The organism is Sphaerisporangium sp. B11E5, assembly GCF_039871875.1.
Taxonomy (GTDB): domain Bacteria; phylum Actinomycetota; class Actinomycetes; order Streptosporangiales; family Streptosporangiaceae; genus Sphaerisporangium.
In genome coordinates, this window is record NZ_JBDPMD010000025.1 from 86,683 (window position 1) to 113,191 (window position 26,509).

Genomic DNA, 26,509 nt, shown 5'->3' on the forward strand with positions numbered 1-26,509 from the left:
GTAGTTGCAAATAAGTGGCATTAAGCGTTCCCGCACCGTACACCGGCCGTCCGCCGAAGATCGGCGCCGGCTTCGCCGCACGACGGGCTCAGCGGACCAGGCGGATGGAATTGCGGACCACCGACCTCGGGCCCCGGGAGAGGACGGCGACGATGAGCTTGCGGCGGATCTTCGAGGCCCTGGTGGAGGCGGTCCAGCGGTGGGGGCCGCGCCACCAGGTCGTGGTGGTGGTGAGGGTGGTGTCGGTGACCTGGACGGGGTAGCGGACGGGAGGGCCGCCCAGGTTGAGCTCCAGGGTGGCTTCCCAGGTGCCGGGGGCGTCCAGGGGGGCGGCGGCGGTGAAGCGGGTGTCGCCCAGGCAGGTGGCGGGGACGCGGCGTTCGTGGCCGGAGGTGCGTTCGCGCCAGATGAGGAGGCGGGCGCGGCGGGCGGCGGGGCAGCCGGGGCCCACGGTGACGGTGCCCTCTATGGTCAGCAGGCCTTTGGCGCCCCAGCTCGCGCGGGTGACGCGGACCGTGCCGGGGACGGGGGCGAGGCGGCCGCCGATGTCGATGCTGAGGTTGCCGTGGGCGCGGGTGAAGTAGGGGACGGCGACGGCGGACAGCAGCCGGGGGCCGGGGGCCTCCACGCCGGGGGCGCGGTCGGCGCCGAAGCGGGCGACGCGCCGCACGCCCTCGCAGGCGAGCACGACGTAGACGTCCCACACCCCGGGCGGCAGCCGGGACACCCGCAGGGTGCCGGCGAACACGTCCGCCACCGAGGTGACCGGCACCCGGCGCTCGGCGGTGGTGAAGCGCTCGCGTAACAGCAGCCCGACCGTGACGCCGTTCCACGCGCCGGCCAGCGAGGCCGTCCCGGTGACCTCCAGCCGGTCGCCGGCCCACTCCACGCCGGTGAGCCGCCGCCGCAGCCCCGCCGCCTCCACCTGCGCGATGCGCACCAGCCGGTCGACGTCCCCGGCGCACGCCACCCGCAACCGGTCCACGGGCCGCAGAAGGTCCAGGGTGCCCTCGGTCAGCCACGCCTGGCACATGGCGGCCACCTCGCGGGCGATGGCCCGCCGGGTGGGCGGGTCGGCCGCGAGGAACGGCGCCCCGAGCTGGGCGAGGATGTCGAAGCGGAAGTGCCGCCGCAGCAGGTGGTCGCGCAGCGGCCCTGGCGGCACGTGGCGGGTCATCAGCTCGATGGGCGTGTGGACCATGCGCAGCCACGACAGCGGGTGGCGGCTGCCCGGCTCCTGCATGACGCTGGTGCCGTCCGGCCGGGAGACCAGGTGGTAGCAGTCGTGGTCGGCGACCACGGAGATCGTGCGGGCGTGGCAGTAGGCGTGCACCGAGAAGACCATGTCCTCACCCACCCGCAGCGACTCGTCGAACACGATGTGGTGGCGGGTGAGCATCTCGCGGCGGAACAGCTTGAAGCAGGTGAGCGCGTTGTAGACGGTGGTCTCACCGAGCGGCGCGTTGTCGCGGTTCTCGCGGAACATGGACGTGGGCACCTTGCGCCCGTGCCCCACCATCTTGCCGAGCACGATGTCGGACCCGTTGCGCTCGGCCATGGCGAGCATGCGCCACAGCGCCTCGGGCCCGAGGTGGTCGTCGGCGTCGCAGAAGAAGACGTACCGCCCGGTGGCGTGGGCCAGCGCCCGGTTGCGCGGACGGCCGGCGCCGCCGGACGCCGACTGGTACAGGACCCGTATTTCCGCAAATTTCGCCGCGTATTCGGCGAGGAGCTCCCGGCTGCCGTCGGTGGACCCGTCGTCCACCACGATGATCTCCTTGCTGACGGCCTGCGCCAGCAGCGAGGTGAGGCACCGGTCGAGGTAAGGGCGGCAGTTGTGGACGGGCACCACGATGCTCACGTCGACGCGCCGGTCACTTTCCGTCTTCATTGCGATTCATTATGTGACCGTTGACCGTGACGCCGGAGGTCAATCACGTCCTTGACACGCCCCATCGGACGTGCCTCTTCGCTGCTGGTGGGCTTATTACCTTTTTGCGAGGGTAACGAGTTCGCAACGGAGGTGATGGGGATGGTGACCCCGGCGCGAGAGACAGGAATCGACATCCGCGTGTGGCGCGAGGGGCCGTGCGTGGTCGTCGGCATGGCCGGCGAACTCGACATGACCGCGGTCCCCCGGCTGCGCGCCGAACTGGACATCGCCATGGAGGAGGTACGGCCGCCTCGTCTGGTGCTCGACCTGGCCGAGACGACGTTCTGCGACTCCCTGGGCCTCGGGCTGCTGGTCGGCACGCTGACCCGAGTGCGGGACGCGGGAGGACGGCTGGCGTTGGTGGTGGCGAACGGCATGATCTCCCGGCTGCTCGCCATAACGAATCTCGATCATCACTTCGAGACCTTCCCCACCGCGGAGGAGGCGGTGGCGGCCTTAGCGTCGCGGAACGGCGGGAGGGAGTGAGAACCGGCGCCTCGACTCTCCGGAGCACCGCGGGCCGATGACCTGAGAGGGTCGCGGACGGCGGGATCCGGGGGCCGGGGCCGCGCCGTGCCCGGGGTCCGCACGGGCGATGCGAGGCGAGAAGGAAGCTGTTACGCTGGGACGTTGCCATGTCCAAATTCAGCGATGCGTACAGCTCTCCGATTGGAGTATATCACACCGATGACGCCTCGTGAACCCGCCTCCGCCCTCGCCGAAGCGCTGCGCACCGAGCAGCACTACGTCTCCATGGTGTACGACCGGCTCGACGCCGCGCGGGAGCGCGCCGCGTCGGCCCTGCGCGCCGAACACGGCCGCGGCGCCCCCGGCGGCACCCACCAGGCCCGCCTCGAACGCGACATCTCCTCGGCCGAGCACGCCCGGCGGTTCTCCCAGCTCACCGGCGTCGAGCGCGGGCTGTGCTTCGGCCGCGTCGACGACGCCGAGGGCGAGACGTATTACATCGGCCGCACGGGGCTGCGCGACGCCGCCAACGAGCTGGTCCTCATCGACTGGCGCGCCCCCGCGGCCCGCCCCTTCTACACCGCGACGCCGAGCGACCCCGGCCCGCTGGTGCGCCGCCGTCACCTGCACACCCGGGGGCGCACCGTCGTCGGCCTGGACGACGAGGTGTTCGACCTGGAGAGGATCAGCGAACCCGACCGGCGCACGCTGGTCGGCGAGGCCGCGCTCATGGCGGCGCTGCGGCGCGGCCGTACCGGACGGATGAGCGACGTGGTGGCGACCATCCAGGCCGAGCAGGACCAGGTGATCCGCTCCGGCCTCGCCGGGGCGCTCGTGGTGCAGGGCGGGCCCGGCACCGGCAAGACCGTCGCGGCGCTGCACCGGGCCGCGTACCTGCTCTACGCGCACCGCGACACCCTGGCACGGCGGGGTGTGCTCGTCATCGGCCCGAACGCCGTGTTCCTGCGCTACATCGGCCAGGTGCTGCCGTCCCTCGGCGAGACCGACGTGGTGCTGACCACCGTGGGCGAGATGTTCCCCGGTGTGCGGGCCACCGCGGCGGACCCCCCGGAGACGGCCGTGGTCAAGGGCGGCCTGCGCATGGTGAAGTTCGTCGCCGCGGCGCTGCGGAACCGGCAGCGGGTGCCGGAGGGCGACCTGGAGGTGCTGATCGACGTGCGGACGTCCGTGCGCGACGGTGTCGAGGTGGTCGTGGAGCGGATGGCCCTGCGGGTGGACCACGCCACCTGCGTGCGGGCCAGGGACCGGGCGCGGGCCGTGCGCAACCCCCACAACGTCGCCCGCAAGCTGTTCGTCGACACGGCCCTCACCGCCCTCGCCCACGACGAGGCCCGCCGGCTCGGCATGCCGCCGCTGGACGCCGAGGACCTGCGCCACTCCCGCGCCGCGCTGTGGGCCCAGCCGTCCGTGCGGCGCGCCCTGAACGGGCTGTGGCCGGAACTGACCCCCGAGCGGCTCGTCGGCGACCTGCTCACCGACCCGGCCGCGTTGTACCCGGCCGCCCGCGCCGCGGGTCTGCGTGAGGAGGAGGCCAGGGCGCTGCTGCGCCCGCCGGGTTCGCCGTGGACCGTCGGCGACGTCCCGCTGCTGGACGAGGCGGCGGAGCTGCTCGGCGAGGACGACGTGGCGGGCCGGGCGACGGCCAGGGACGCCGTGCGGGCCCGGCGGGAGGCCGAGCGGTACGCCGCGGAGGTGCTGACCATCACCGGGGTCGCCGAGACGGAGCTGGTGGACGCCGCCGAGCTGGCCGACCTCACCGCCGGCGACGGCGAGGAGCTGACCACGGCCGGCCGGGCCGCCCGTGACCGCCGGTGGGCGTACGGGCACGTGATCGTGGACGAGGCGCAGGAGCTGTCCGCGATGGCCTGGCGCATGGTCATGCGGCGCGTCCCCGCGCGGTCGCTGACCGTGGTGGGCGACATCGCGCAGACCGGCGCGGCGGCGGGAGCCCGTTCGTGGGGCGAGATGCTCGACCCCTACGTCAAGGGCCGCTGGCGGGAGGCGCGGCTGCTGGTCAACTACCGCACGCCCGCGCAGATCATGGCGGTCGCCGGCGGCGTGCTGCGAGCGGTGGCGCCCACACAGGAACCCCCGATCTCGGTGCGCGACGGCGACGTCCCGCCCCGTGCCCTGCGCGTGCCCGCCGCCGAGCTGCCCGCCGTCCTGCCGTCCCTGGTGGAGGAGGAGCTCGGCCGGGTCGGCGACGGCCGTCTCGCCGTGCTCACCCCCGACGCCCGGCACGCGGAGATCGCCGCCCTCCTGCCCGGGGCGGCCTCCGCCCTCACCCCGGACGCGCTGGACTCCCCCTCCGTCGTGCTCACCGTCACCCAGGCCAAGGGCCTGGAGTTCGACTCGGTGGTCGTCGTCGCGCCCGAGGAGATCCTCACCCAGTCCCCCAAGGGCGGCCAGGACCTCTACGTCGCCCTGACCCGCCCCACACGCAGCCTCACCGTCGTGCACCACGGGCCGCTCCCGCACCCGCTGGACGCGGAGCACTTCACGGGCTGACGCCGGGGTCCTCCGCGTCCCGGACCAGCAGGGCGGCCTGGACGCGGTTGGCGCAGCCGAGCTTGGTGAGGATGCGGCTGACGTACGTCTTGATGGTGGTCTCGCTCATGTGGAGCCGGGTGCCGACGTCGGCGTTGGACAGGCCCTCGGCGAGCAGCGCGGCCACCTCGGACTCGCGCGGGGACAGGACGCTCAGGCGGCGCCTGGCGTCCTCCCGGCGCCGGGCCGTCTCGGGGCGCACCATGCCGAGGACGAGCCTCGTGACGGCCGGGGAGAGATACGCCTCCCCGGCGTGGGCCGAGCGGACCGCGCGGATCAGCTCCTCGGGGGCGCAGTTCTTCAGCACGAACCCCGCGACACCGCTGCCGACGGCCCGCACCACGTTGTCCCGCGCACCGAACGCGGTCAGCACCACGAACCGCGTCGCCGAGCCCTTCCCCCGCAGATGCTCGATCGCGGTCAGGCCGTCCATGCCCGGCATGCTGATGTCCAGCAGCGCCACGTCCACCCGCCGCGCGAGCACCAGGTCCACGGCCCCGCGGCCGTCGCCTGCCTCCCCCACCACCTCGACGTCCGGGACGGACTCCAGCACGGCCCGCACCCCGGCCCTGATCAGCGCGTCGTCGTCCGCGACCACCACGCGGATCACCCGAGGCCGCCCATGGGGCCGGAGAGCAGCGCGAGTGCGGCGACGGTGACGGCGAGCCCGGCCACCCACATGCGGTTGGCCATGGCGGAGCCCGCGCGGGCGACGTCGGCGAGATGGCTCTCCCCGGTGGAGTCGGGCTCCGGCTCGGGCACGGTGGGCAACATGGCGACGAGCCGGAACTCCCCGCCGTCCCGGGTGACGTGCAGCATCCCCCCGGCGAGCCTCACGCGCTCGGTCAGCCCGACGAGGCCGTAGCCCGTGCCCTCCGGGGCGCCGGGCAGGGGGTTGGCCAGGGTGAGCAGCAGGCTGTCGTCCTCCCAGTGGACGTTCACGGTGACCGGCTTCCCGGGGGCGTGCTTGGCCGCGTTGGTCAGCCCCTCCTCGGCCACCCGGTACGCGGCCCGCGCCACGTCGGACGGCACCTCGGCGGGCTCGCCGGACGTGCGCACCGTCAGCGGCACCCCGGCGGCGCGGAACCCGGCGAACAGCTCGTCCATGCCGGCCGGACCGCCCGCCTCGGGCTCGGTGCCCGGAGGGTGCGGCCCGCCCATGCCGGGGGCGGCGTCCGGGCTGCGCAGGGCGCCGACCAGCTCGTGCAGCTCGTCCATGGCCGTGCGCGCGGCCCCGGCGAGCCGCCGTACGGCCTCCTGGTGCGAGGCGGGCAGCTCGGCGACCTCCAGCGCCGCGGCCTGCACCGAGATGAGCCCCAGACGGTGGCCGAGCGAGTCGTGGACGTCCCGCGCGACGCGCAGCCGCTCGCGCAGCCGTTCACGCTCGGCGAGCAGCCGGCGCTCGCGCCGCAGGCGAAGTTCCCTGTCCGCCACCGCGGCCCGCAGGGTGCGCCGCTGCGCGACGCTGCGCCCGAGCACCACGGGCAGCAGCGCGAACACGACGTACAGGCCGACGAGCTGCCCCGCCGGAGTCCGCGCGAGCCACATCTGCGCGCCGAAGGCCGCCACGGCCCCGGCCCCCAGCACGGCGAGCCCCCACCGCGACGACACCCGTGCCCCGGCCTGGTACCCCGCCCAGGCGAGCAGCGCGTACGCCCCGCCGGTCACCGCGGCGGCCAGCGCCGCGAGGAACCCCGCCGGCGGCACCCGCCGCACCACCACCGCGATCGTCCCGACGGCCACCAGCCGCAGCACCGTCACCCACCACGGCACGTCCCCGGCCGTCCGGTACAGCACGAAGCCGTCCACGGCGACGACCGCCACAGGACCCGCCAGAACCCGCCACATGCTCCAAGGCTAGAACGCCCCCCGCCGTCCACAGCCCCAATAAATCGGTGCCGCCCCGCGGACGCCCTGCCCTAACCTGCCGGTGAGAGCGGGCCACCGAAGGAGGAGAAGATGCCCATCCAGGCCGCCCCCAACCTGCTGTCCTGGGCCAGCGACATCGAACCCGGCACCATCGAGCAAGCCGCCCGCACCGCACGCCTGCCGTTCGTCTCCGGTCATGTCGCCCTGATGCCGGACGCCCACATCGGCAAGGGCGCCACCGTCGGCTCGGTCATCCCCACCAAGGGCGCGGTCATCCCGGCCGCCGTCGGCGTCGACATCGGCTGCGGCATGATCGCCACCGAGACCACCCTCACCGCCGGCGACCTGCCCGACGACCTGTCCGCCCTGATGCCGCTGGTCGAGCGGCGCATCCCCGCGGGCGTCGGCCAGGGTCACGCCGACCCCGCGGTGGACGACGCGCTCGCCGCGCTCGGCCGCCCGCACACCGACCTGTCCTCCAAGCAGGAGAAGACGGTCTCGACGCAGTTCGGCACTCTCGGCAGCGGCAACCACTTCGTCGAGGTGTGCCTGGACGAGCGTGACCGCGTGTGGACCGTGCTGCACTCCGGCTCCCGCGGCATCGGCAACCAGCTCGCCACCAAGCACATCACGACCGCCAAGAGCCTGATGACGCGGTGGTTCATCCCCCTGCAGGATCCCGACCTCGCGTACCTCGTGCAGGGCACGCCCGAGTTCACCGCGTACATCAGGGACATGCTGTGGTCCCAGGCGTACGCCATGGCGTCGCGGGCGCGGATGGACCGGGTGCTGAGCGCCGCCCTGTTCGAGGTCGTGGGGCACGGCGAACGGGTGCGCACGGTCAACTGTCATCACAATTTCACGCAGCTGGAGAAGCACCACGGCAAGGACCTGTGGATCACACGGAAGGGCGCCATCAAGGCCGGCGTGGGCGACGAGGGCGTCATCCCGGGGTCGATGGGCACCCGGTCGTACATCGTGAGCGGCCTCGGCAACCCGGCGTCGTACAACTCGTGCTCCCACGGCGCGGGGCGGCGCATGTCGCGGGGCGAGGCGCGGCGGCGGCTCAGCGGCGAGTCGCTGACGGCGGCGATGGCCGGGCGCACGTGGAACGCCGACCGGGCCGAGGCGCTGGTGGACGAGCACCCCGAGGCGTACAAGGCCATCGACCAGGTGATGGCGGACCAGCGCGACCTGGTGACGGTCCAGCACACCCTGCACCAGGTCTTCAACTACAAGGGCTGACCCCGCCCCGGGGCTGTCGACGCGGACGCGACGGCCTATCGGGGTCTTCGACCGCAAAGGCTCCCGGGATCGTCGACGTTCGGCGGCACAGTCGCCGACTTTCGAGGACAGCCCCGGGGGCCTGCCCGCGTCTAGCGTCGGGCGGCGTGATCGAAGTACGGGAACTCACCAAGACGTTCGGGAAGACCATCGCGGTCGACCGGCTGTCCTTCACCGTGCGGCCGGGGCGTGTCACGGGCTTCCTCGGGCCGAACGGCGCGGGGAAGTCGACGACGATGCGGCTGATGCTCGGGCTGGAACGGCCCACGGCGGGGCACGCGCTCATCGACGGGCGGCCGTACCGGGAGACCGGGGAGCCGCTGCGCCGGGTCGGGGCGTTGCTCGACGCCTCCTACGTGCACCGGGGGCGGTCGGCGTACCACCACCTGTTGTGGCTGGCGCGCAGCAACCGCATCCCGTCCGCGCGGGTGAAGGCGGTGCTGGAGATGGTGGGGCTGGAGGGTGTCGCGCGGGCCCGGTGCCGGACGTTCTCGCTCGGCATGCTGCAACGGCTCGGCATCGCCGCGGCGTTCCTCGGCGACCCGCCGGTGCTGCTGCTGGACGAGCCGGTGAACGGCCTGGACCCCGAGGGGGTGCTCTGGCTGCGCACCCTGCTGAAGGGGCTCGCCGCCGAGGGCAGGACCGTGCTGGTCTCCAGCCATCTGATGAGCGAGATGGCGCTGACCGCGGACCACCTCGTCGTGATCGGCCGGGGCCGGCTGCTGGCGGACGTCGGCATGGCCGAGTTCATCGAACGGTCACGGGCCACGTCACTGGAGGAGGCGTTCCTGCGCATCACGGCGGACGCCACCGAGCACCGGGCACAGCCGGAGCCCGGCCGATGAGGGGCCACGGCGACCGAGCACCGGGCACAGCCGCAGCCCGGCCGACGAGGGGCCTCGGCGACGTGCTCGCCGCGGAGCTCGTCAAGATCCGCTCGGTGCGTTCCACGTACTGGACCCTGCTGACCACACCGGTGGTCTGCGCGGCCCTGGGTTTCCTGATCGGCCTGTCCGCCCAGGCGAGCCTGTCCTCCGGGCGGAACGTGTCGGGCTCCTTCGACCCGGGGTTCATCACCTTCTACGGCATCACACTCGGCCAGATCCCCCTGGTGGTGTTCGCCGTGCTGCTGGTGGGCGCCGAGTACTCGAGCGGCACCATCAACCCGTCACTCACCGCCATGCCGCGGCGGAGCACGTTCTACGCCGGAAAGGTCCTCGCCGCCGCACTGGTCGTCGCCCCCGTCTCCCTGCTCAGCACCGCGGCCATCTTCACCGCCGCCCAACTGGGCCTCGGCCCGCACAGCGTGACCCTCACCACCGAAGGCATGACCCGGGCGGCAGTAGGCGCCTTCCTGTACCTGACCCTGATCCCCCTGCTGGCGACCGGCGTCGCCGCGACCCTGCGCAGCTCCGTCCTCTCCCTGGGCGTCCTGCTCCCCCTGCTCTTCCTCGGCTCCCAGGGCCTCGGCAACATCCCCGGCGTCAAGATCGTCACCCAGTACCTCCCCGACCAGGCCGGCATGCTGATCCTCTTCACCGCCCCCCTCACCGGCAACTTCGCCCGCCCCTACGGCCCCTGGACCGGCGTCGCGATCCTCGCCGCCTGGACCACGGCCGCCCTGCTCGCCGGCCACGTCGTCACCTCACGCCGCTGACGCGATCTGACGGGCCTGCCGCCTGGCTGTTCACACTGTTATAGTGCAATGTAAACAGTCAAGGGGGCGGTGGTCGCGTGGAGACGGCTGACTTAGCGGCGCCAGGGCGGGTGCGCCGGCTGGCGCTGACGGTGGGGGTTCCGCTCCTCGTCCTGGTCGTGCCACTGGTGATGCTCGCGCTGTACGGCGAACGACTTCCGGACAAGGCCTACATCGGTCGTGACGGGATCTATCCCCAATACGCCGACGACTGGGGGACCTGGGGCCGGTCGCGGGCATTCGCGGTGGTGTTCCAGGAAGCGATCTATCTCACTGTCTTCTGGTACAACTGGCGCTGGACGGAGATGCAGCGCTTTCTGACCGTGCTCAGTATCGTGACCAGCGTCTGGGCGTCCGTGACGGACCTGGTGGACATCTCCTCGCTGGTGGACGCGACCGGGCCGGTGACCGGGCCCGGGTGGGCGATCCCGGTGGAGGTGGCGGTCACCGCGGCGGCCGGAGTGCTCGGATGGTGGGCGGCAGGGCCGTCGCCGACGCCACCTCAGGCAAGGTCGGCGCCCCCGCCTGGGGTGCCTGTGCTGGCGTTGACCTCGGGGACGCGTGCCGTGTTCACCGCCGGCTCGTGGTCCCGCCCCGCGCTCGCCTGGGGGGCGGCGTTTCTCACCCTGGCGGTGGGGCTCAGCTTCCTTGAAGCGGAGAGGGGGCATGGCGTCGTGCTGTTCGGCGTCATAGGAATATCCGCGATCTTGGCTGCCCGTACACTGCTGCGGGTGGACGGCAAGGGCGTGGAACTCACCCTGCCGCTGGTCGGCGGCCTGCGGCGGGCCCTGGTGCCGTTCCGCGCCATCTGGTTCGCCGATGTGCGGCCCGCCGGCGCCAACCCCGGTTTGTACGGCAAGTCCTGGGGGTTCGGTCACGTCGCCGGGCCGGGGCCCGTGCTGGTCCTCTACCTCACCGACGGGCGGATGCTCGTGTACTCCACGCGGGACGCCGCCGCCGGTGCCGCGCTCGTCAACGGCATCCTCGGGCGCGAACGTCAGGGGACCGGCGGGTGCTGATCACGATCGACCCGTCGTCGGCGGTGCCGCTGGCCGACCAGGTGGCCGCCTCGGTGCGGGCGGCGGTCGCCCGGGGGGCCGCCGTCCCCGGGGACCACCTGCCGTCGGCCCGCACCGTGGCCGCGGCGCTCGGCGTCAACCTGCACACGGTCCTGCGCGGTTACCAGCAGCTCCGCGACGAGGGCCTGGTGGAACTGCGCCGGGGGCGCACCGCCGTCATCAGCCAGACCGCCGACGCCACCCGCACCAGCCTGGCGAGCGCCGCCGAGGACTACGCCAGGACCGCCCGGCATCTGGGTGTGTCCCCCGAGGAGGCCCTGGCGGCCGTCCGCGCCGCGTTCACCTCTCCGTGAGGCTAGAAGACGCGGCGCAGGGCGGGGACGCGGCGGATCACCAGCCAGTCCAGCAGCAGGACCGCGATCATGGTGAGGCCGGCCAGCGGGAACAGCACGCCGAGTACGGCCATGATGGCGATGACGCCCCAGGTGGTGCGGCGGTCGGTGGTGCGGGTGGGGGCGCCGACGCGGCCTTGGGGGCGGCGTTTCCACCACATCCATGTGCCGGTGACGACCAAGGTGAGCAGGGCGAGGCAGGCGGCGAGCATGACGGCGATGTTGGCGGGGCCGTAGCGGCGGCCTTCGTGCAGGGCTATGCCTTGTTCCACGGCCTTGGCCAGCACGCCGTATTGCTGCCAGCCGAAGGAGACGAGGACCTTGCCGCTGTACTGGTCCACGTGGACGGTGCGGGAGGCGGCCGGGTCGGTGCGGGGGTCGGCGACGACGGTGTAGACGCCCTCACGGTCCTTCGGGAGGAGGACCTTCACGTCGCAGTCGGCGGGCATGCAGTCGCGCAGCACCGGGCGGGCGGACGCCAGGGCCTGCTCGACGGGGATGGCGCCGGGGTGCAGCACCCCGGCGGACGGGGTGTGGGCGCCGTGGCCGTCGCCGGGGTCGCCGGAGGAGGGGACCGGGAGGCGTTCGGCGGACCACGGGACCTTGGCGTCCGGGTTGGCGGACAAGTCGCCGGACAGCGGGGGGACGGCGGAGGTGTGCGGGTAGGCGTCGGCGCTCGGGGTGGTGGAGCCGGTGGCGTTCTGGAGGCGCTGGAAGGCGTCGCCCCAGACGCCGGACCAGGGCAGGCCGGAGACGATCAGGAACACGATCACCGTACCGGCGCCGATCCCGGTGAGGGCGTGCACGCGCCGCAGCCGGGAGCGTCCGGGGCGGGTGGCGCGTCTGCGGGCCGGGCCGCGCCACCACAGGTACGTGCCGGTGGAGGCAAGGATCAGGGCCCAGCACGCCGCCGTCTCCACGATGCGGTCCCCCGCGGTGCCGGCGAGCAACTCGCCGTGCACGGTGCGGACGACGCGCATGAAGGTCGCCGAGTCGTCGATCTCGCCGAGCACCCGCAGGGTGCCGGGGTGGACGTAGACCGAGATGCCCTGGGCGAACGGCCCGGAGTCGGCACCCGCGAGGATCACCCGGGTGGACCGCTCAGGGGCGGCGGGCGGGATCACCGACATGACGGCCGCCCCCGGACGGGTCTTCTGGGCCGCGGCGACCTGTTCCGACAGCGGCCGTGCGGCGGCGACCGGCGCGGCGAGCGTGCGGACGTCCCGGTAGCGCCACTCCTCGAACGGCTCCTTGAACAGGTAGACGGATCCGGTGACGGCGAGCACCACCAGGACGGGGGCGACGAACAGCCCCGCGTAGAAGTGCCAGCGCCACACGGCGCGATAACGCCGGGAAGCGCCTCTGGGGGCGGGAGTGACGGGCCCGCTCTCCGGGCGTACGTCGACGGAAGTCATGAAAGGGCTCTCCGTTTCGGAGACACGCGCGAACGAACACGCGTGAGAATCGGCAGGGAAAGGCGTCACGCCGCGAAAAACGGCATGGCGGAATCACCGCGCGGCGGCGGTTGAATCAATCGCATGACGGAGAGAGGGACGTGAATTAAGGAATACGCCCGATCAGGTCAGCGGCGAAGGCGTCGGCGGTCCCCTGCCGGACAACACCGATGCGAGCAGACGTTCCTTGCCTGTGGCCGCCCGAGGTGTGGGGCGGGAGGGGCACCGGCGGCCGGCCACGGGCTCGCTCAGGAGCGCGAAACCCAGGAGGCGCCGCAGGTCGAGCAGCGTGTGCCCGAGCACCCGCAGCAGCGTGGCCAGCACCGACTCGCCGCGTTCGAGCCACCAGGCCGACACCACGGCGACCAGCCCGTGGGCCAGCAGCATGCCGAGCACGGGCACCAGGCCACCCGAGTGGTGCCCGCCGAAGCCCGGCGTGGGCGCGGCCCCGGCGCCGAAAAGGTGGTGCATGCCGTACTGCGCCGCGAAACACGCCGGCAGCAGCGCGCCGATACCCCGCTGCCGCCCGGTGAGCGCGAATCCCACGCCCCCGGTGAACACGGCCGCCGCGACGACGACCTCCGGCCGTACGAACGCCCCGCCGGCGAGAACGTGCATGCACAGGGAAACCGCCACGCACACCACGGCGAATACGATGGCCCGCGAAATGCGGATCGCCGGATGGCTGACGGTCATCCTCACAGCCCCAATGCTGGCATAACCCCTGCCCGGCGCAATTCCCTCACGGCACCTTTCTTTCCGCGAGAACCGGGACACCCGGTGGGGACCGCCCCCGGGACGGTCCCCTCACGAGCGGAGATACGGCGCCCGGCCCCGGACGGTTCGGCGCCACCCGCCGGGACGCCGGTGAAATGTTCAGCCCCGGTGGGCCGCCTCCCGGCTCCCAGAAATCCGTTGATGTCCGGCATGGGCCACGCGGCGGCATTGAATGCCCCTCGGGGACCTGTGACACTTTCCGTGTCCGTCCGAACACGCGGTCTCGGGGGCAGGGCCGCCGGGGGTGGTGCCGTCGTGGCCGCAGTCCGCCTTCTCCCAGGGAAGTGCCCATGGCCTTAGAGATCAACGGGAAGCCGACCGCACCGGTGCGGGTGTATCCCGCCGCCAACCCCACCGGAGCCGCGCTCGCGACGCTCGACACCGTGGCCCGGGTGTTCCTCCTCTCCCGTGCGCCCGGCTGGCGCCAGGTGCGCGTGCTGGAGGGCGCGGCCGCCGGGACCGTGGGCTGGGTCCAGGACGGCGGCATCGTCTCCACCACGGACGGCGTGCTCAGCACCATGGAGGAACGGGACGAGCTCTTCGCCGCCCTGCGCGCCGCCCGCTTCACCCCGCAGGGGGGCCAGCCCCTGCCGATCCCGTACCGCTACCCGGCCGACGGCTGCTTCGCCCGCGCCGAGATCATGGCCAGGATGCTCGCCGACTCCGGCTACAAGGCCGACAAGATCTTCGCCATCGCCGCGGGCGACAACGGCCTGCGTCTGAACACCTCGCACGGCGGCGATCAGCCCGGTTACGGCGACCGCCTCCAGGTGCAGTGGTGGTACCACGTCGCCCCGATCCTGTACGAGCCCTCGGCCACCACGAAGCCGGAGGCCGTGGTCATGGACCCGTCGGTGGCCGACACCCCGGTGACCGTCGCGGACTGGGTCGGCCGCATGAGCACCCGCCCGTCGGCGCAGGAGGTCGCCTACGAGGACCTGCGCAAGGAGCTGCGCGCGAGCCACGCCTACCCCACCGACCGCACGCTGGTCGTCCGGGCCGGCCGCACCGTGTACGCCCCGCCGTCCGCCGCCGACCCGGACACCACGGTGGTCGCCGTGCCGGCCGACGTCCCCCAGGAGCTGGCCAGGACGGCGGCCCTGGTCCCCGCGCACGACGTGGTCGCCGCCCTCGACCAGTTCTTCCGCGTCTGCTTCGACACCTGGACCACCAACGAGACGACCCGGAACAAGGCCGTCCCCTACCCGGCGTACCCCACGGAATTCGCCGCGGTGCGCGGCATGATCCTGGCGCTGACCCCCCAGTTGCGCCTCTACATCCGCACCCGCTTCCCGAAATTCTTCCAGGACTGGCGCGGCACCTTCGTCGGCAGCGGCGTCGAGCACGACTTCGCCGTCCTGGAGAAACTCCTCGCCTCCTGACCCCCGTCACACCCGTCCTCGCAACAGCCACACGCACAACCACACCTCCGCCACCAGAGCGGGGGCGACGAGGGGCACGGTCAGGGAGCCGTGGTACCCGGGGAGCAGGAAGTACAGGCCGCCGCTGGTCAGGTAGCCGAGCCCGGCGACTCCGAGCAGCACGCCCATGGGCTTCGGGGCGCGGGGCGACCTGACCAGCAGGCGGGCCATGGCCAGGCAGTTCACGCCGAAGAAGATCAAGCCGAGGGTGAAGCCGTAGGCCGACAGGTCGAGGTGTGTCGCCGCGAGCACGTCGGGCTCCGCGCCGAGGTTCCGTTCCAGGATCAGCAGGGCGGAGAACATCGCGAGCAGGCTGACGGCGTACACCGCGAGGCTGGTGAGGCGGAAGGCCGCGGCGACGAGGGACAGGGCCGCGCTCACGGGCTTGAGGAGGAGGTACAACAGGACCGTCATCGCGACCTCGCACAGCAGGTACGTCAGGTTCGCGGCGAACCCGGCGCGCACCAGCCACGGGGAGGCCAGGAGGGCGGCGGCGGTCGCCCCCGGGTCTCCCGGGACGACGAGACCGGCACGGACGGCGACCTCGGTGAAGAGGCCGAGCACGATGATGACCAGGTACAGGACTCCGGCCGCGCGGGCCTGAGCGGTCCGGGCCGCGGGGCTCCCGCCGTCCGTCGCGTGTGTGCTTCCATGGTCGTGGAGTGGTGTCGTCATTCCTCGACCGTGCCGGACACGTGTTGAGCGCCGGTTGAGCCGTCGTCGAGCCCGCGAGGAGGGCCGTTGCGGTGAGAGCCGGGGTCCGGGTCCACCTGCTCGGCGGGGTCGGCGCCGTCACGCGGGACGGGGAGCCGCTGGACGTCGGCCCTGCCAAGTGCCAGGCGCTGCTCGCCGCGCTCGCCCTGTCCCCCGGGTCGGCGGTCCCGGTGTGGCGGCTGGTGGAGTCGCTCTGGGGCGAGGCCCCGCCCCGTACGGCCGGCCGCACGCTGCAGTCGTACGTGACCCGCCTGCGCAGGGCCCTCGGGCCCGGGTCGATCACACGGACCGGGGACGCGTACCGGCTGGACGTGGACGGCGACGCGGTGGACGCCGTGCGCTTCCAGCGCCTGGCCGACGCCGGGGACGCCGGGGCGGCCCTCGCGGAGTGGACCGGCCACCCGCTCGCCGGCCTCACGGCACCCGGCCTGGCCGCGGCCGTGGACGGCATGGTCGAACGGTGGTCGTCCCTGGTGGAGGCCGACCTGGAGCACCGCGTCGCGACCGCCCCGGCGGCGGCCGTCGGCCCCCTGACGGAACTGACGTCGCGCCACCCCTACCGTGAGGGCTTCTGGGCCCTGCTGATGACCGCGCTGTACCGCACCGGCCGCCAGGCCGACGCCCTCGCGGCGTACCGCACGGCCCGCCGCACCCTCGTCGAGCACCTCGGGGTCGAGCCGGGACCACGCCTGCGGGAACTGGAGGCGTCCGTCCTCGGGCAGAGCCTCGCCGTCCGTCCCGGAACGTCACCGCTCCCGGACGGCGGGCCCGCGGTGCGGTCCGGGACCGCGCCGTCCCCGGGCGGCCGTCCGCGGCGGGACGCCGGCAACCTCCCCTCGCGGCCCGGGCGGTTGTTCGGACGGGACGGCGACGTGGGGGCCGTCGTGCGGGCACTGGACGGGCATCCGGTCGTGACCCTGGTGGGGCCCGGCGGGATCGGCAAGACCCGGCTGGCCGTCGCGGTGGCCCGGCGCGCGGCCCCCGCGGACGGCGCCTGGCTGGTGGACCTGGCGCAGATCGCCCACCCCGGCGACGTGGCCCGCGCCGTCGCGGGCACCCTGGGCGTCACGGAGGGCGCCGAGGGCACAGTCTCCGTCGTCACGGCCCTGCGCTCCCGCCGCGTGCTGCTCGTCCTGGACAACTGCGAGCACGTCATCGACGGCGCCGCCGCGCTCGCTCAGGCCGTCGCCGAGGGCTGCCCCGACGTACGGCTGCTCACCACGTCCCGCGAGGGCCTCGGCCTCGCGCACGGCCTGGAGCGGCTGCTCACCGTCGGCCCCCTCGACCCGTCCGGCGCGGGCGCGGACCTGTTCACCGACCGCGCGTCCGCGTTCTCCCCCGCGTTCGCCGACGAGGCCACCCGCCCGGAAATCGAGGAGATCTGCCGCCGCCTGGACGGCATCCCCCTGGCCATCGAACTGGCCGCCACCCGCACCGCCACCCGCACCGTGGCCGACCTGCTGAACGACGACCACCTCCGCGTACTCGCCGACGGCCCCCGCACCGCCGCCGCCCGCCACCGCACGCTCCGCGCCACCATCCAGTGGTCCTACGACCTGCTCGTCCCCGCCGAGCGCCTGCTCTTCCAGCACCTGTCCGTCTTCACGGGCCCCTTCGACCTCCCGGCGGTACGCGCGGTGGCCCCCGGCGCCGATCTCACCCTGGACGGCCTCGTGCGCCGGTCGATGGTGGTCGCCGAGACCGGCCCCCTGGGCCGCCGCTTCCGTCTCCTGGAAACCATGCGCCATTTCGCCGCCGAGGCCCTGACCGCGTCCGGCCGAGCCGGTGTCACCACCGGACGTCACACCCGCTGGTGCCTGTCCGAGGCCGCCCGGATCCGTCACCTCCTCGCCGGCCCGTCCGAACCCGAAGGCGTCGTCCGCCTGGACGAGCTGTGGCCCAACCTCCGCACCGCCGTCCACCGCGCACTCGCCGCGAACGACGCCCACCTCGCCCACGCGCTGGTGGCCCCCGTCGCCGGCGAGATCGCGCTGCGCGGCCGCACCGAGATCGGCCACTGGGCCGAACAGATCCTCGCCCTCGCCCCGCACGACGAGGACCTGCGCGTACCAGCCCTCACCTGGGCCGCCCAGCGGTACAAACTGACCCGGGACCCCGCCGCGTACGACCGCCTGACCGCCCGCCACGGCGAGCCCGGCCACCCCGTGCTGCACCACGCCAGAGCGGCACTCTCCGACGACCACCCCGCGCTGGTGAAATGGGCGCCCCAGGCCGCCGCCCACCTGCGGCGGCACGGCGAGCACGACCTGGCCGACCGCGTCGACCTGGACGCCGCGGCCGCCGAGGTGTTCCGGGGAAACCTCGCGGAAGGCGGCGCGCTGCTCACCGCCCTGATCGACCGCCTCAGCCCCCACGGCCCCCCGACCCTGCTGAACTGGGCGACGATGATGCTGGGCTACTGCGCCTCCTTCCAGGGCGACCACCTCCGCGCCGGCCACCTGTTCCACGAGGCGTCCCTGATCGAGCTCCCCCCGGGCACCTTCACCCCCAGCCGCCCCATCGAGGCCCGCACCGCCTTCCGCCGCGGCGACCACGTGAGCGCCTTCGCCATCCTGCGCACCCATATAGAGGAACTGCTCGGCACCGACAACATGTACGGCACCTGTGTCGCCTCGATCGAGTTCGTCACCATGACCGCCACCACCGGCCACCTCCCCGAAGCCACCCACATCCTGCGCTACATCCGAAGCACCGGCATGCTCGACTCCCCCGTCTGGCCCACCCAGCTTCCCGAGGCGCTCCGCACCATCGACCTGCCTGCCACCGAGACCCCGCCCCTCGACCACCGCCAGGCCCTCGAATACATGCGCTCCGTCGTCCGCGACCTGCCGTAGGTGACGCGGCCGGCGAGGCGGCGCTGTGTTCACCGAGGAGCCATCCCGCGGCGATCAACAGTTCACTGGACCTCGCCAGGATCCGTGAACATGCACGTCACCAACCTCTCCCGCGTCACGGCGGCCACCGCGGCCGCCGCACTCTCCCTCGGGCTTGCGACCGTCCCGGCCGCGCAGGCGCGCAGCGCCGAGCACAAGGGCATCACGCTGAGCTTCCTCGGGCGTTTCTCCACCGGGTCCGTCGGCACGGGCGCCTCCGAGATCACGTCCTTCGACCCCGCCACCAAGCGGGCCTTCGTGGTGAACGCCCAGGCGGGCACCGTGGACGTCCTCGACCTGCGCGACCCCCGCGCCCCCAAGCGCGTGACGTCCCTCGCGGCTCCGGGGGCCAACAGCGTCGCCGTCCACAAGAAGCTGGTGGCGGTGGCACAGCAGGCGGAGACCAAGACCGCCCCTGGCAAGGTGAGCCTCTTCGACACCCGCACCGGCAAGAAGCTCAAGGAGTACACCGTCGGGTCGCTGCCCGACATGCTGACCTTCACCGAGGACGGCCGCCGCCTGGTCGTCGCCAACGAGGGCGAGCCGGAGTCGTACTGCGAGGGCGCGGTGGACGACCCCGAGGGCACCGTCAGCGTCATCGATCTGGCCTGGGGCAAGGTCCGCACCGTGGACTTCAGGGCCTTCAACCCCCTCGCCGACCGCCTGCGTGCGGCCGGCGTGCGGATCTCCGGCCCGGGCGCCACCGTGGCCCGCGACCTGGAGCCGGAGTACATCACCACGTCCGGCCGGACCGCCTGGGTGACCCTCCAGGAGAACAACGCCGTCGCCGTCGTGGACCTGGACCGTGCCACGGTCCGCCGGATCGTCCCCCTCGGCCTGAAGGACCACGCCAAGGTGGGCCTGGACGCCTCCGACAAGGACGGCAAGATCGACGTCCGCCCGCACGCCGGGGTGAAGGGCATGTACATGCCCGACGGCATCGCCCACTTCCGCTCGCGGGGCCAGACCTACCTGGTGACCGCCAACGAAGGCGACAGCCGCTCCTCGGACTGCTACACCGACGAGGCCCGGGTCAAGAGCCTCACCCTCTCCACGACGGCCTTCCCCGACGCCGCCGACCTGAAGAAGGACACCGAGCTCGGCCGCCTGACCGTGGCCGCCGACTCCCCGAAGGACGCCGGCGGCGCCTACACCGAGCTGCATGTCTTCGGCGGCCGCTCCATCTCCATCCGCTCCACGAGCGGCGCCCTGGTCTGGGACTCCGGTGACGGCCTCGAGAAGCTGATCGCCGCCGAGCTGCCCGAGCAGTTCAACGCCGACAACGAGGAGAACGGCTCCTTCGACAGCCGCAGCGACAACAAGGGCCCCGAGCCCGAGGGCGTCACCGTCGGCGAGGTCCGCGGCAGGACGTACGCGTTCGTCGGCCTGGAGCGCGTCAGCGGCGTCGCGGCCTACGACGTCTCCGACCCCCGCCGTCCCGTCCTCGCCGGCTACCTCGGCACCCGCGACTTCGCCGGTTCCGTGGAGGACGGCACCGCGGGCGACGTCGGCCCCGAGGGCGTCTTCTTCGTGCCCGCCGGGGACAGCCCCACCCACCGTCCCCTGCTGATCGTCGGCAACGAGGTCAGCGGCACCACCGCCATCTACGAAGTGCGCTGAGCACCGGGTGCGAGGGGAGGGCGCGGGCCCTCCCCTCGCACCGGGCCGGTCAGCCGCGCAAGCCGGCGACCAGCGCCTGGGCGTCGCGGACGAGGACGTCGCGGACGGCCGGGTCGGTGACCTTCTTCCCGTCCTTCGCGAACGTCACGAACTTCTCCAGACTCTTGACGGCCTTGGCGTTCTCGCCGCCGGCCGCGTGCTTCTCGGCCTCGGCGAGCTGGTCGGCCAGCGAACCGCTCCTCACCTTGCCTGCCGCCGTGAAGGCCGCGAGCAGGGCACGGACGTCGGCGAAGGAGGTCGTCACCTGGAAGGTGACGGTCTGCTTCGCGCTGTTGCCTGCCTTGTCGCGGGCCGTGACGGTCAGCGTGTGCTCGCCGAGCGGCAGCGTCCACAGCGGCACCGCCGTCCCGGAGGTGACCTGCCGGTCGCCGATCGCCGCGGTGACGGCCGCCGGCTCGGAGGCCGCGTCGGCCGCCGAGAACACCGGGGTGATCGACGCGGAGTCGCCGTACGGGCGGCCCTCCACCCCGCTCGCCGTGACGGCGGGCGCGGTCTTGTCGATGCGCACGGTCAGCCTGCCGAACTCGGAGACGTTCCCGCCGTTGTCGGTGGCCCGGTAGAGCACCTCGGTGGTGCCCTCGGCGCTCAACGTGACCGCGTTGTTGGCGTTCGACCAGGTCGTGCCGCCGTTCACCGAGTACTGCCGGCTCGACACGGTGCCGTTGTCGGTCGCGGTGACCGTCAGCGACACGTTGCCGGTGTACCAGCCGTTCTCGCCGGTGGGCTGCGCCGGGTTGAGCGCCGCCGTCACCGTGGGCGGCGTCTTGTCCGCCACGCCGTCACCCACGAAGGTGAAGGCGTCGGCGTCCACCCCGCCGGTCGAGGTGACGAACAGCCGGCCGCTGCCGGTGGGCGCGTTCGCCAGCGGCGTCGTCACCGTCTGCCAGCCCGCCCCCGCGGGTACCGCGACGGTCGCGAAGGGCTCGGCGGTCGCCGAGTTCCAGCGCAGCGACAGGGTGCCCTCGCCGGTGGCCTGCGTCTTCACCGCCGTGATGCCGGCGAGGTTCACCGGGTCGTAGGCGATGGAGTCGCCGGCGTCGAACGAGGTGATCTTGGCGAGCGCGGACGCCGTGTCGTCCTGCGTGCGGGTCACCCCGTCGAGGACGTCGGCGTGCTCGGCCTGCATCACCTTGGAGTTGAGGATCAGCGTCGTGTCGCCGGACGCCCCGGGGATGCCGTTGGCCCCGTTGTCGCGGTAGCTCACCACGACGACGCCGTAGATGTTCTCGGTCACCCCGTGCTCGGGGGCGTCCGCGGGTGTCGGCCAGGCGCCGGTGCAGCCGGTGCCGAGGCTCAGCGGGTGCGCGTGGGTGTCGTGGCCGAGGCCGAACGTCCACTGCACCCTGCCGCACACCGGGGTGTTGCCGTCCTCCTCGTCGGTGACCTCCACCTTGAACGGCACGGCGTTGCCCCAGTCGATGAAGCCGCCGTTGCCGGGCGTGGCGATGGTGACCTTCGGCGCGGTGTTGCCGACGGTGACCTCGACGGTGGCCAGCCCGAACTTGCCCTGCGCGTCGGTGACCCGCAGCCGGGCGACGTACTGCCCGAGCTCGTCGTAGGTGTGGGTGGCGGTCACCCCGGTGGCGTCGAAGGTGCCGTCACCGTCGAAGTCCCACTCGTGACGCAGCTCGCCCGGCTCGGTGTCGGTGGACGCCGCGCCGCTGAACGCCACCGTGAGCGGCGCCGTGCTGCTGGAGGTGCGGTCCGCGCCGATCTTCGCCTGCGGGGACTTGTTGCCGGGCGTGTAGTCGACGCGGTACAGGCCCGCCTCGCGGTTCTCCCGGAAGAAACCGTTGCCGTAGTCGAGCACGTACAGCGACCCGTCCGGGCCGAACTCGATGTCCATCGGACTGTCGGTGATCGGCATGGCCATCTGGCGCAGGGCGCTGTTGGGCAGGAAGTGCTCGATCTTGCTCACCGGCCCGTCGTCCCCGGTCACGGTGAACGCGGCCAGGTAGTCCTGGGAGAACTCGGCGAAGAAGAACTTGCCGTCCCAGTACTCGGGGAACTTGGTGGGCGAGGGGTTCGCCGCGTCGTACTGGTAGACCGGGCCGCCCATCGGGCCCTGGCCGGTCTGCGGGTCGAAATCGGTCAGACCGGCCCACTCGGCGGGCTGCTGGGTGTTGTTGTCGCCGTAGTACAGGTCCGCCGGCGTCGCGGGCGGCACCTGCGCGAGGCCGGTGTTCCACCGCGAGGTGTTGGCGGCCCCGGCCGCGCAGTCGAACCACTCACGCGGCTTGACGGCGGCGAAGTCCCAGTCGTTGTAGTTGAAGTTGTTCCCGGTGCAGTACGGCCAGCCGCTGTTCATCGGCCGGTCGATCGGCGTGACGTTCCACTCGACGTACCCCATCGGGCCGCGCGCGGCGTCGGGCGCGCCGGCGTCCGGGCCGTAGTCCGCCCACGAGACCGTGCCGGAGTCCGGGTCCACGTCCATGCGGAACGGGTTGCGCACGCCCATCACGAAGATCTCCGGGCGGGTCTTCGCGGTGCCCTCGGGGAAGAGGTTGCCCTCGGGGACGGTGTAGGAGCCGTCGTCCGCCACCTTGATCCGCAGGATCTTGCCGCGCAGGTCGTTGGTGTTGCCCGAGCCGCGGCGGGTGTCCAGGCCCGGGTTCATGCCGGGGGCGTCGTTGTTGGGCGCCATGCCGTTGGCCCCGGGCGCGCTGGCCGGGGTGTTGTCGCCGGTCGCCAGGTACAGGTTGCCGTCGGCGTCCCAGTCGAGGTCGCCGGCGACGTGGCAGCACTGCCCGCGCTGGGTCTCGACCTTGATGATGACCTGCTCGGTGGAGAGATCCAGCTTGTCGCCGGTCCACTTGAACCGGGAGAGCTGGTTGTAGCCCTTCCACTGGTCCCAGTACGACGCGTCGGCGCCCGCCGGCAGCGAGTTCGGCGCCGAGCCGGTGGGCGTGGACGGCGGGTACGGCGCCGTCATCGTCTTCGGCGCGTAGTAGACGTAGACCCACTTGTTCTCGGCGAACCCGGGGTCGATGGCGATGGTCTGCAGGCCGTCCTCGGAGTTGTTGTACACCGGGACGGTGTTGACGACCTTGGTGATGCCGGTGGCCGGGTCGGTCAGCCGGATGTCGCCGGTCCGCGCCGTGTGCAGCACACGCCGGTCCGGCAGCACCGCGAGGTCGATCGGCTCACCGACCGACTTGCTCAGCGTGACCTTCTCGTAGTTCGTCCACTCTGTGGCCGGGTCGTGCCCGGGATGGGCGGCGGCGGGCCCTGCGGGCGCCACCACCACGAGCGCGGTGGCGGCCAGCACGCCGCCGAGCATGGTGCGGATAAGCTTTGACAACTGCGCCTCTTCTTCGGGGGGCTCAGGCAGGAGACGGGCCGCCACGTGTGGCGCTGCGAACGAAACACGTGGCGGTCCGCCGAAAGCAGGGGCTTCTCAGCCGCGCAGGGCGGCCATGTTGGCGTAGCTCACGTCGGCGTACTGCAGCGACTGCGCCGGGTTGGCGGTGCCGCCGGGCGCGTTGTCCTGCTCGTACATCGGGTTGTGGTAGCCCTTGGCGCCGACGCCGCGGAAGAACTCCGCGTAATCGATGTCGCCGGTGCCGAACGGCACCATGTCGTAGCCGTTGCCGGTCGCGGGGTTGGACCGGCCGTCCTTGGCGTGGAACAGCGGGAAGCGCTTGGTGTTCGGCCGCACCACCGCCAGCGGGTCGAACACGTCGGTCTGCACGGTGCCGTCGGGGGCGGTGTAGGTGCGGTGCTTGAACTGGGCGACGTGCGCCCAGAAGATGTCCATCTCCAGGTAGACGACCTTGGGGTCGCTGATCGTGAGAAAGTACTCCAGCCGCCGGACGCCGGAGGAACGGGTGGGGCGGCCCTGGGCGTCCAGCGGGCCGCTGTCCAGCAGGAAGCTGTACGCCACGTCGTGGTTGTGGGTGTACAGCTTGATGCCGGCCTCCTGGGCGATCACGCCGAGGGCGTTCCACTTCTCGGCGGCCACGTCCCAGTCGGCCTTGTACGCGCTGCCGGTGGGGTCGTTGCCGGTGCCCATGTGGTCCATGCCGAGGATGTTGGCCATCTCCAGGTGCTGCTTGAAGCGGTCCAGGTCGGCCTGGGTGAACGGCCACGAGCCCGGGATGAAGCCGTGGTTGCCCTGCGCCCGCAGGCCGTTGTCGTCGAGCCAGCTCCGCAGCAGCCGGGCACCCTCGACGGTCTCCAGGTTCGCGCCGCCTTCGGCGTTGGCGTGCTGGCGGTACCCGGCGAACTCGACCTGGCTGTAGCCGATGCGGCCGAGCTCCTCGAAGACCTTCCGGAAGCCGGAGGCCAGGGTGGTGGTGCCCGGGTCGCGGGAGATGGCGTCCCGGACGGTGTAGAGGATGATGCCGCGCCTCGGCGGCGGGATGAGGACGCCGTTCGGGCCGGTGGCCGCGTGGGCGGCCCGCGTGGTGGCCCCGGTCGCGGCGACGGCCGCCGCGGCGGTGATGCCCGTGGTGGCGGCGAGGAACTGGCGCCGGTTCAGGCCCAGCCCGCGGCGCAGCGCACCGGCGATCTCGATGTCTTGTTCGTGTGCACTCATTGGCGTGTGCTCCCGGCTTGCGTGGGTGGTGAAGGTGCTGATCCCCCGAGGGCTTGTCGCCTCTGGTCCACTCCTTTCTCGGTCCCGCCGACGTCTGGACCGCCGTGGTACCGGCGCCGCGGGGCATGAGCCGGGCACGGCTCACTCCGCCCCAGCGGCGCTGTGCGGGGATCCTTTCGAGGAAGTTACGCGGCTTTTGATGTTTTTGGAAGAACTTTTGACGGTTGATGCGGAATCGCGGACTTTAGTAAACAAAGTGCCGGATGCGAAGATCCCTCTGACCTGCGAATCCCCCCAAAACGCCCAACTCCTGGGACAATCCCTCTCGTGATCGACAAGCCGGCCCCCGGGCGGCGACGCTGGGTGACCGTCCTGGTGTGGCTGCTCCTCGGGCCGTTCGCGGCGTGGACCCTGCTCCGGCTCACGGGGTGGGACCTCGGCCTGTACTGGATCCAGCTCGTCGCCTTCACCCCTTTGGTCGCCGCCGCCTCGGCCGCCGCGCCCCTGGCCGCCCTGCTGCTGCGCCGGTGGCCGGCCCTCGCGGCGAGCGTGCTCGTGACGGCGGCGCTGGGCGCCTGCGTGTTGCCCCGGGCGCTGGCCGAGGGCAACCCGCCGGCCGCCGGACGGGAGTTCCGCGTCATGGCCACCAACATGGCCGTGGGCGCGGCCCCGGCGCGCGACGTCGTGGGCCTCGTGCGGCGGCTCAAGCCGGACGTGCTGACGATCCAGGAACTCACGCCCGCCGCGGTGGAGGGCCTGAAGCGGGCCGGGCTGGAGGGCCTCCTCCCCCACCGGGCGGGCAAGCCCGCGAACGGGCCGTGGGGGTCGGGCATCTACGCGCGGTTCCCGCTCGGCGCCGGTTCCGTCATCGAGTACGGGAACTTCCGCCAGGCCGAGGCCGTCGTGAAGGTACCCGGCGGCCCGGAGGTGTACGTCGCGTCGGTGCATCCGTGCGCGCCCCGCTACGGCTACAAGGTCCCGTGCTGGGCCCAGGGCCTGCGTGCCCTCCCCTCCGCCGCCCCTCGGGGGATGGTGCGCGTCCTCGCGGGCGACTTCAACGCCACGCTGGACCACGGCGCGCTGCGGCGCCTGCTCGCCACGGGGTACCGGGACGCCGCCGACGTCACCGGGCAGGGCTTGTCACCGACCTGGCCCGCCAAGGGGTGGAAACCCGTCCCCGGGGTGACCCTCGACCACGTGCTGGCCGACCCGCGCGTCGCGATCCGCGGCTACAGCACCCACCACGTCCCCATGACCGACCACCGCACCGTCTTCGCCCACCTGGTGCTGCCCTGACACGAAGCCGCCCGGCCCAGGCGGGCGCCTGGGCCGGGCGGTGAGGTGCGCGCTACGCCCTGGTCCACCTCTGGGTGGCCTGGCCGTTGCAACTGGCGACGGTCACGCCGGAGGAGTTGCCCGTGCCGGTGACGCTCAGGCACAGGTTGTTGGCGGCACTGGTCACGGTGCCGTTGGAGTTGAACGTCCAACGCTGGTTCGCGTTGCTGTGGCAGTCGTAGAGCTGGATGCGGGTGCCCGACCCTCCGCCGGTCGGCACGTCCAGGCACTTGTTCATCGTCACCAGACGGCCGGAGCCGTCGTGGGTGAAGCTCTGGTTGGCGTTGGTGTGGCAGTCGTAGATCTGGAGCTGGGTGCCGTTGGCCGTCGCGCTGTTCGGCGAATCCACACACCGTCCGGCGCCCTCGTTACGCAGCCGGAACGTGGTGCCCGTCGTCGGGGTGACGGTCGGCGTGACGGTGGGAGTCACTGTGGGGGTGGCGGTCGGCGTGACCGTGGGGGTGGGGG

At 72.7% G+C, this 26,509-nt stretch carries 20 protein-coding genes; 11 read left to right on the forward strand and 9 right to left on the reverse strand.

The window, feature by feature from the left end; genetic code table 11:
• Positions 1-88: 88 nt before the first annotated feature.
• The gene (locus tag ABGB17_RS22340) at positions 89-1,891 is read right to left on the reverse strand and encodes a glycosyltransferase family 2 protein (protein ID WP_347632558.1); all 1,803 of its coding nucleotides are present in this window, start codon (positions 1,889-1,891) and stop codon (positions 89-91) included.
• Positions 1,892-2,032: 141 nt separating this feature from the next.
• On the opposite strand from ABGB17_RS22340, the gene ABGB17_RS22345 reads away from it, so the two are divergent.
• Both ABGB17_RS22345 and ABGB17_RS22350 read left to right on the forward strand, forming a co-directional pair.
• On the forward strand, positions 2,033-2,419 hold the full coding sequence (locus ABGB17_RS22345) for an STAS domain-containing protein (protein ID WP_347632560.1): 387 nt from the start codon (positions 2,033-2,035) through the stop codon (positions 2,417-2,419).
• A 201-nt stretch (positions 2,420-2,620) separates the two neighbouring features.
• Positions 2,621-4,930, forward strand: a complete 2,310-nt coding sequence (locus ABGB17_RS22350) for an ATP-binding domain-containing protein (protein ID WP_347632562.1) — start codon at positions 2,621-2,623, stop codon at positions 4,928-4,930.
• On the opposite strand, the gene ABGB17_RS22355 is transcribed toward ABGB17_RS22350, so the two are convergent.
• Complete coding sequence (locus tag ABGB17_RS22355; RefSeq protein ID WP_347632564.1) at positions 4,920-5,570, reverse strand: response regulator transcription factor; 651 nt, start codon at positions 5,568-5,570, stop codon at positions 4,920-4,922. The genes ABGB17_RS22350 and ABGB17_RS22355 overlap by 11 nt on opposite strands.
• 5 nt (positions 5,571-5,575) lie before the next feature.
• Positions 5,576-6,817 carry a histidine kinase gene (locus tag ABGB17_RS22360; protein WP_347632566.1) on the reverse strand — a complete coding sequence of 414 codons (1,242 nt, stop codon included), beginning with the start codon at positions 6,815-6,817 and terminating at the stop codon, positions 5,576-5,578.
• A gap of 111 nt (positions 6,818-6,928) precedes the next feature.
• On the opposite strand from ABGB17_RS22360, the gene ABGB17_RS22365 reads away from it, so the two are divergent.
• From ABGB17_RS22365 to ABGB17_RS22385, 5 genes are all read left to right on the forward strand, one after another.
• Positions 6,929-8,083, forward strand: a complete 1,155-nt coding sequence (locus ABGB17_RS22365; RefSeq protein ID WP_347632568.1) for an RtcB family protein — start codon at positions 6,929-6,931, stop codon at positions 8,081-8,083.
• Positions 8,084-8,229: 146 nt separating this feature from the next.
• Complete coding sequence (locus ABGB17_RS22370; RefSeq protein ID WP_347632570.1) at positions 8,230-8,967, forward strand: ATP-binding cassette domain-containing protein; 738 nt, start codon at positions 8,230-8,232, stop codon at positions 8,965-8,967.
• A gap of 62 nt (positions 8,968-9,029) precedes the next feature.
• Positions 9,030-9,779, forward strand: a complete 750-nt coding sequence (locus tag ABGB17_RS22375) for a hypothetical protein (RefSeq protein ID WP_347632572.1) — start codon at positions 9,030-9,032, stop codon at positions 9,777-9,779.
• Positions 9,780-9,856: 77 nt separating this feature from the next.
• Positions 9,857-10,837 (forward strand): hypothetical protein, encoded by a 981-nt coding sequence (locus tag ABGB17_RS22380; protein WP_347632574.1) that lies wholly within the window; start codon positions 9,857-9,859, stop codon positions 10,835-10,837.
• Entirely contained in the window at positions 10,831-11,190 is a 360-nt protein-coding gene (locus tag ABGB17_RS22385) for a GntR family transcriptional regulator (protein ID WP_347632576.1), read from the forward strand. The genes ABGB17_RS22380 and ABGB17_RS22385 overlap by 7 nt, the downstream gene beginning before the upstream one ends.
• 2 nt (positions 11,191-11,192) lie before the next feature.
• On the opposite strand, the gene ABGB17_RS22390 is transcribed toward ABGB17_RS22385, so the two are convergent.
• Together ABGB17_RS22390 and ABGB17_RS22395 are read right to left on the reverse strand one after the other, a co-directional pair.
• A complete protein-coding gene (locus tag ABGB17_RS22390) occupies positions 11,193-12,644 on the reverse strand; it encodes a PepSY domain-containing protein (protein WP_347632578.1) in 1,452 nt (483 codons plus the stop codon).
• A gap of 162 nt (positions 12,645-12,806) precedes the next feature.
• Positions 12,807-13,301 (reverse strand): hypothetical protein, encoded by a 495-nt coding sequence (locus tag ABGB17_RS22395; protein ID WP_347632580.1) that lies wholly within the window; start codon positions 13,299-13,301, stop codon positions 12,807-12,809.
• Between the two features lie 449 nt (positions 13,302-13,750).
• Between ABGB17_RS22395 and ABGB17_RS22400 the strand changes: the two genes are divergently transcribed.
• Positions 13,751-14,842 (forward strand): protein-glutamine glutaminase family protein, encoded by a 1,092-nt coding sequence (locus ABGB17_RS22400; protein WP_347632582.1) that lies wholly within the window; start codon positions 13,751-13,753, stop codon positions 14,840-14,842.
• Between the two features lie 6 nt (positions 14,843-14,848).
• Here ABGB17_RS22400 and ABGB17_RS22405 read toward each other — a convergent pair whose 3' ends face one another.
• Positions 14,849-15,556: a DUF4386 domain-containing protein gene (locus tag ABGB17_RS22405; RefSeq protein ID WP_347632584.1), complete on the reverse strand. Its 708-nt coding sequence runs from the start codon at positions 15,554-15,556 to the stop codon at positions 14,849-14,851.
• 71 nt (positions 15,557-15,627) lie between these two features.
• On the opposite strand from ABGB17_RS22405, the gene ABGB17_RS22410 reads away from it, so the two are divergent.
• Both ABGB17_RS22410 and ABGB17_RS22415 read left to right on the forward strand, forming a co-directional pair.
• Positions 15,628-18,450 (forward strand): BTAD domain-containing putative transcriptional regulator, encoded by a 2,823-nt coding sequence (locus ABGB17_RS22410; protein WP_347632586.1) that lies wholly within the window; start codon positions 15,628-15,630, stop codon positions 18,448-18,450.
• Positions 18,451-18,540: 90 nt separating this feature from the next.
• On the forward strand, positions 18,541-20,109 hold the full coding sequence (locus ABGB17_RS22415; RefSeq protein WP_347632588.1) for a choice-of-anchor I family protein: 1,569 nt from the start codon (positions 18,541-18,543) through the stop codon (positions 20,107-20,109).
• A gap of 49 nt (positions 20,110-20,158) precedes the next feature.
• On the opposite strand, the gene ABGB17_RS22420 is transcribed toward ABGB17_RS22415, so the two are convergent.
• Complete coding sequence (locus ABGB17_RS22420) at positions 20,159-23,470, reverse strand: PQQ-dependent sugar dehydrogenase (protein WP_347632590.1); 3,312 nt, start codon at positions 23,468-23,470, stop codon at positions 20,159-20,161.
• A gap of 96 nt (positions 23,471-23,566) precedes the next feature.
• Positions 23,567-24,706 carry a TIM barrel protein gene (locus ABGB17_RS22425; protein WP_347632592.1) on the reverse strand — a complete coding sequence of 380 codons (1,140 nt, stop codon included), beginning with the start codon at positions 24,704-24,706 and terminating at the stop codon, positions 23,567-23,569.
• A 327-nt stretch (positions 24,707-25,033) separates the two neighbouring features.
• On the opposite strand from ABGB17_RS22425, the gene ABGB17_RS22430 reads away from it, so the two are divergent.
• Positions 25,034-26,002: an endonuclease/exonuclease/phosphatase family protein gene (locus ABGB17_RS22430; protein ID WP_347632594.1), complete on the forward strand. Its 969-nt coding sequence runs from the start codon at positions 25,034-25,036 to the stop codon at positions 26,000-26,002.
• A gap of 52 nt (positions 26,003-26,054) precedes the next feature.
• Here ABGB17_RS22430 and ABGB17_RS22435 read toward each other — a convergent pair.
• Positions 26,055-26,509 (reverse strand): RICIN domain-containing protein (locus ABGB17_RS22435; RefSeq protein WP_347632596.1); only part of this gene is annotated, 455 nt, incomplete at its 5' end.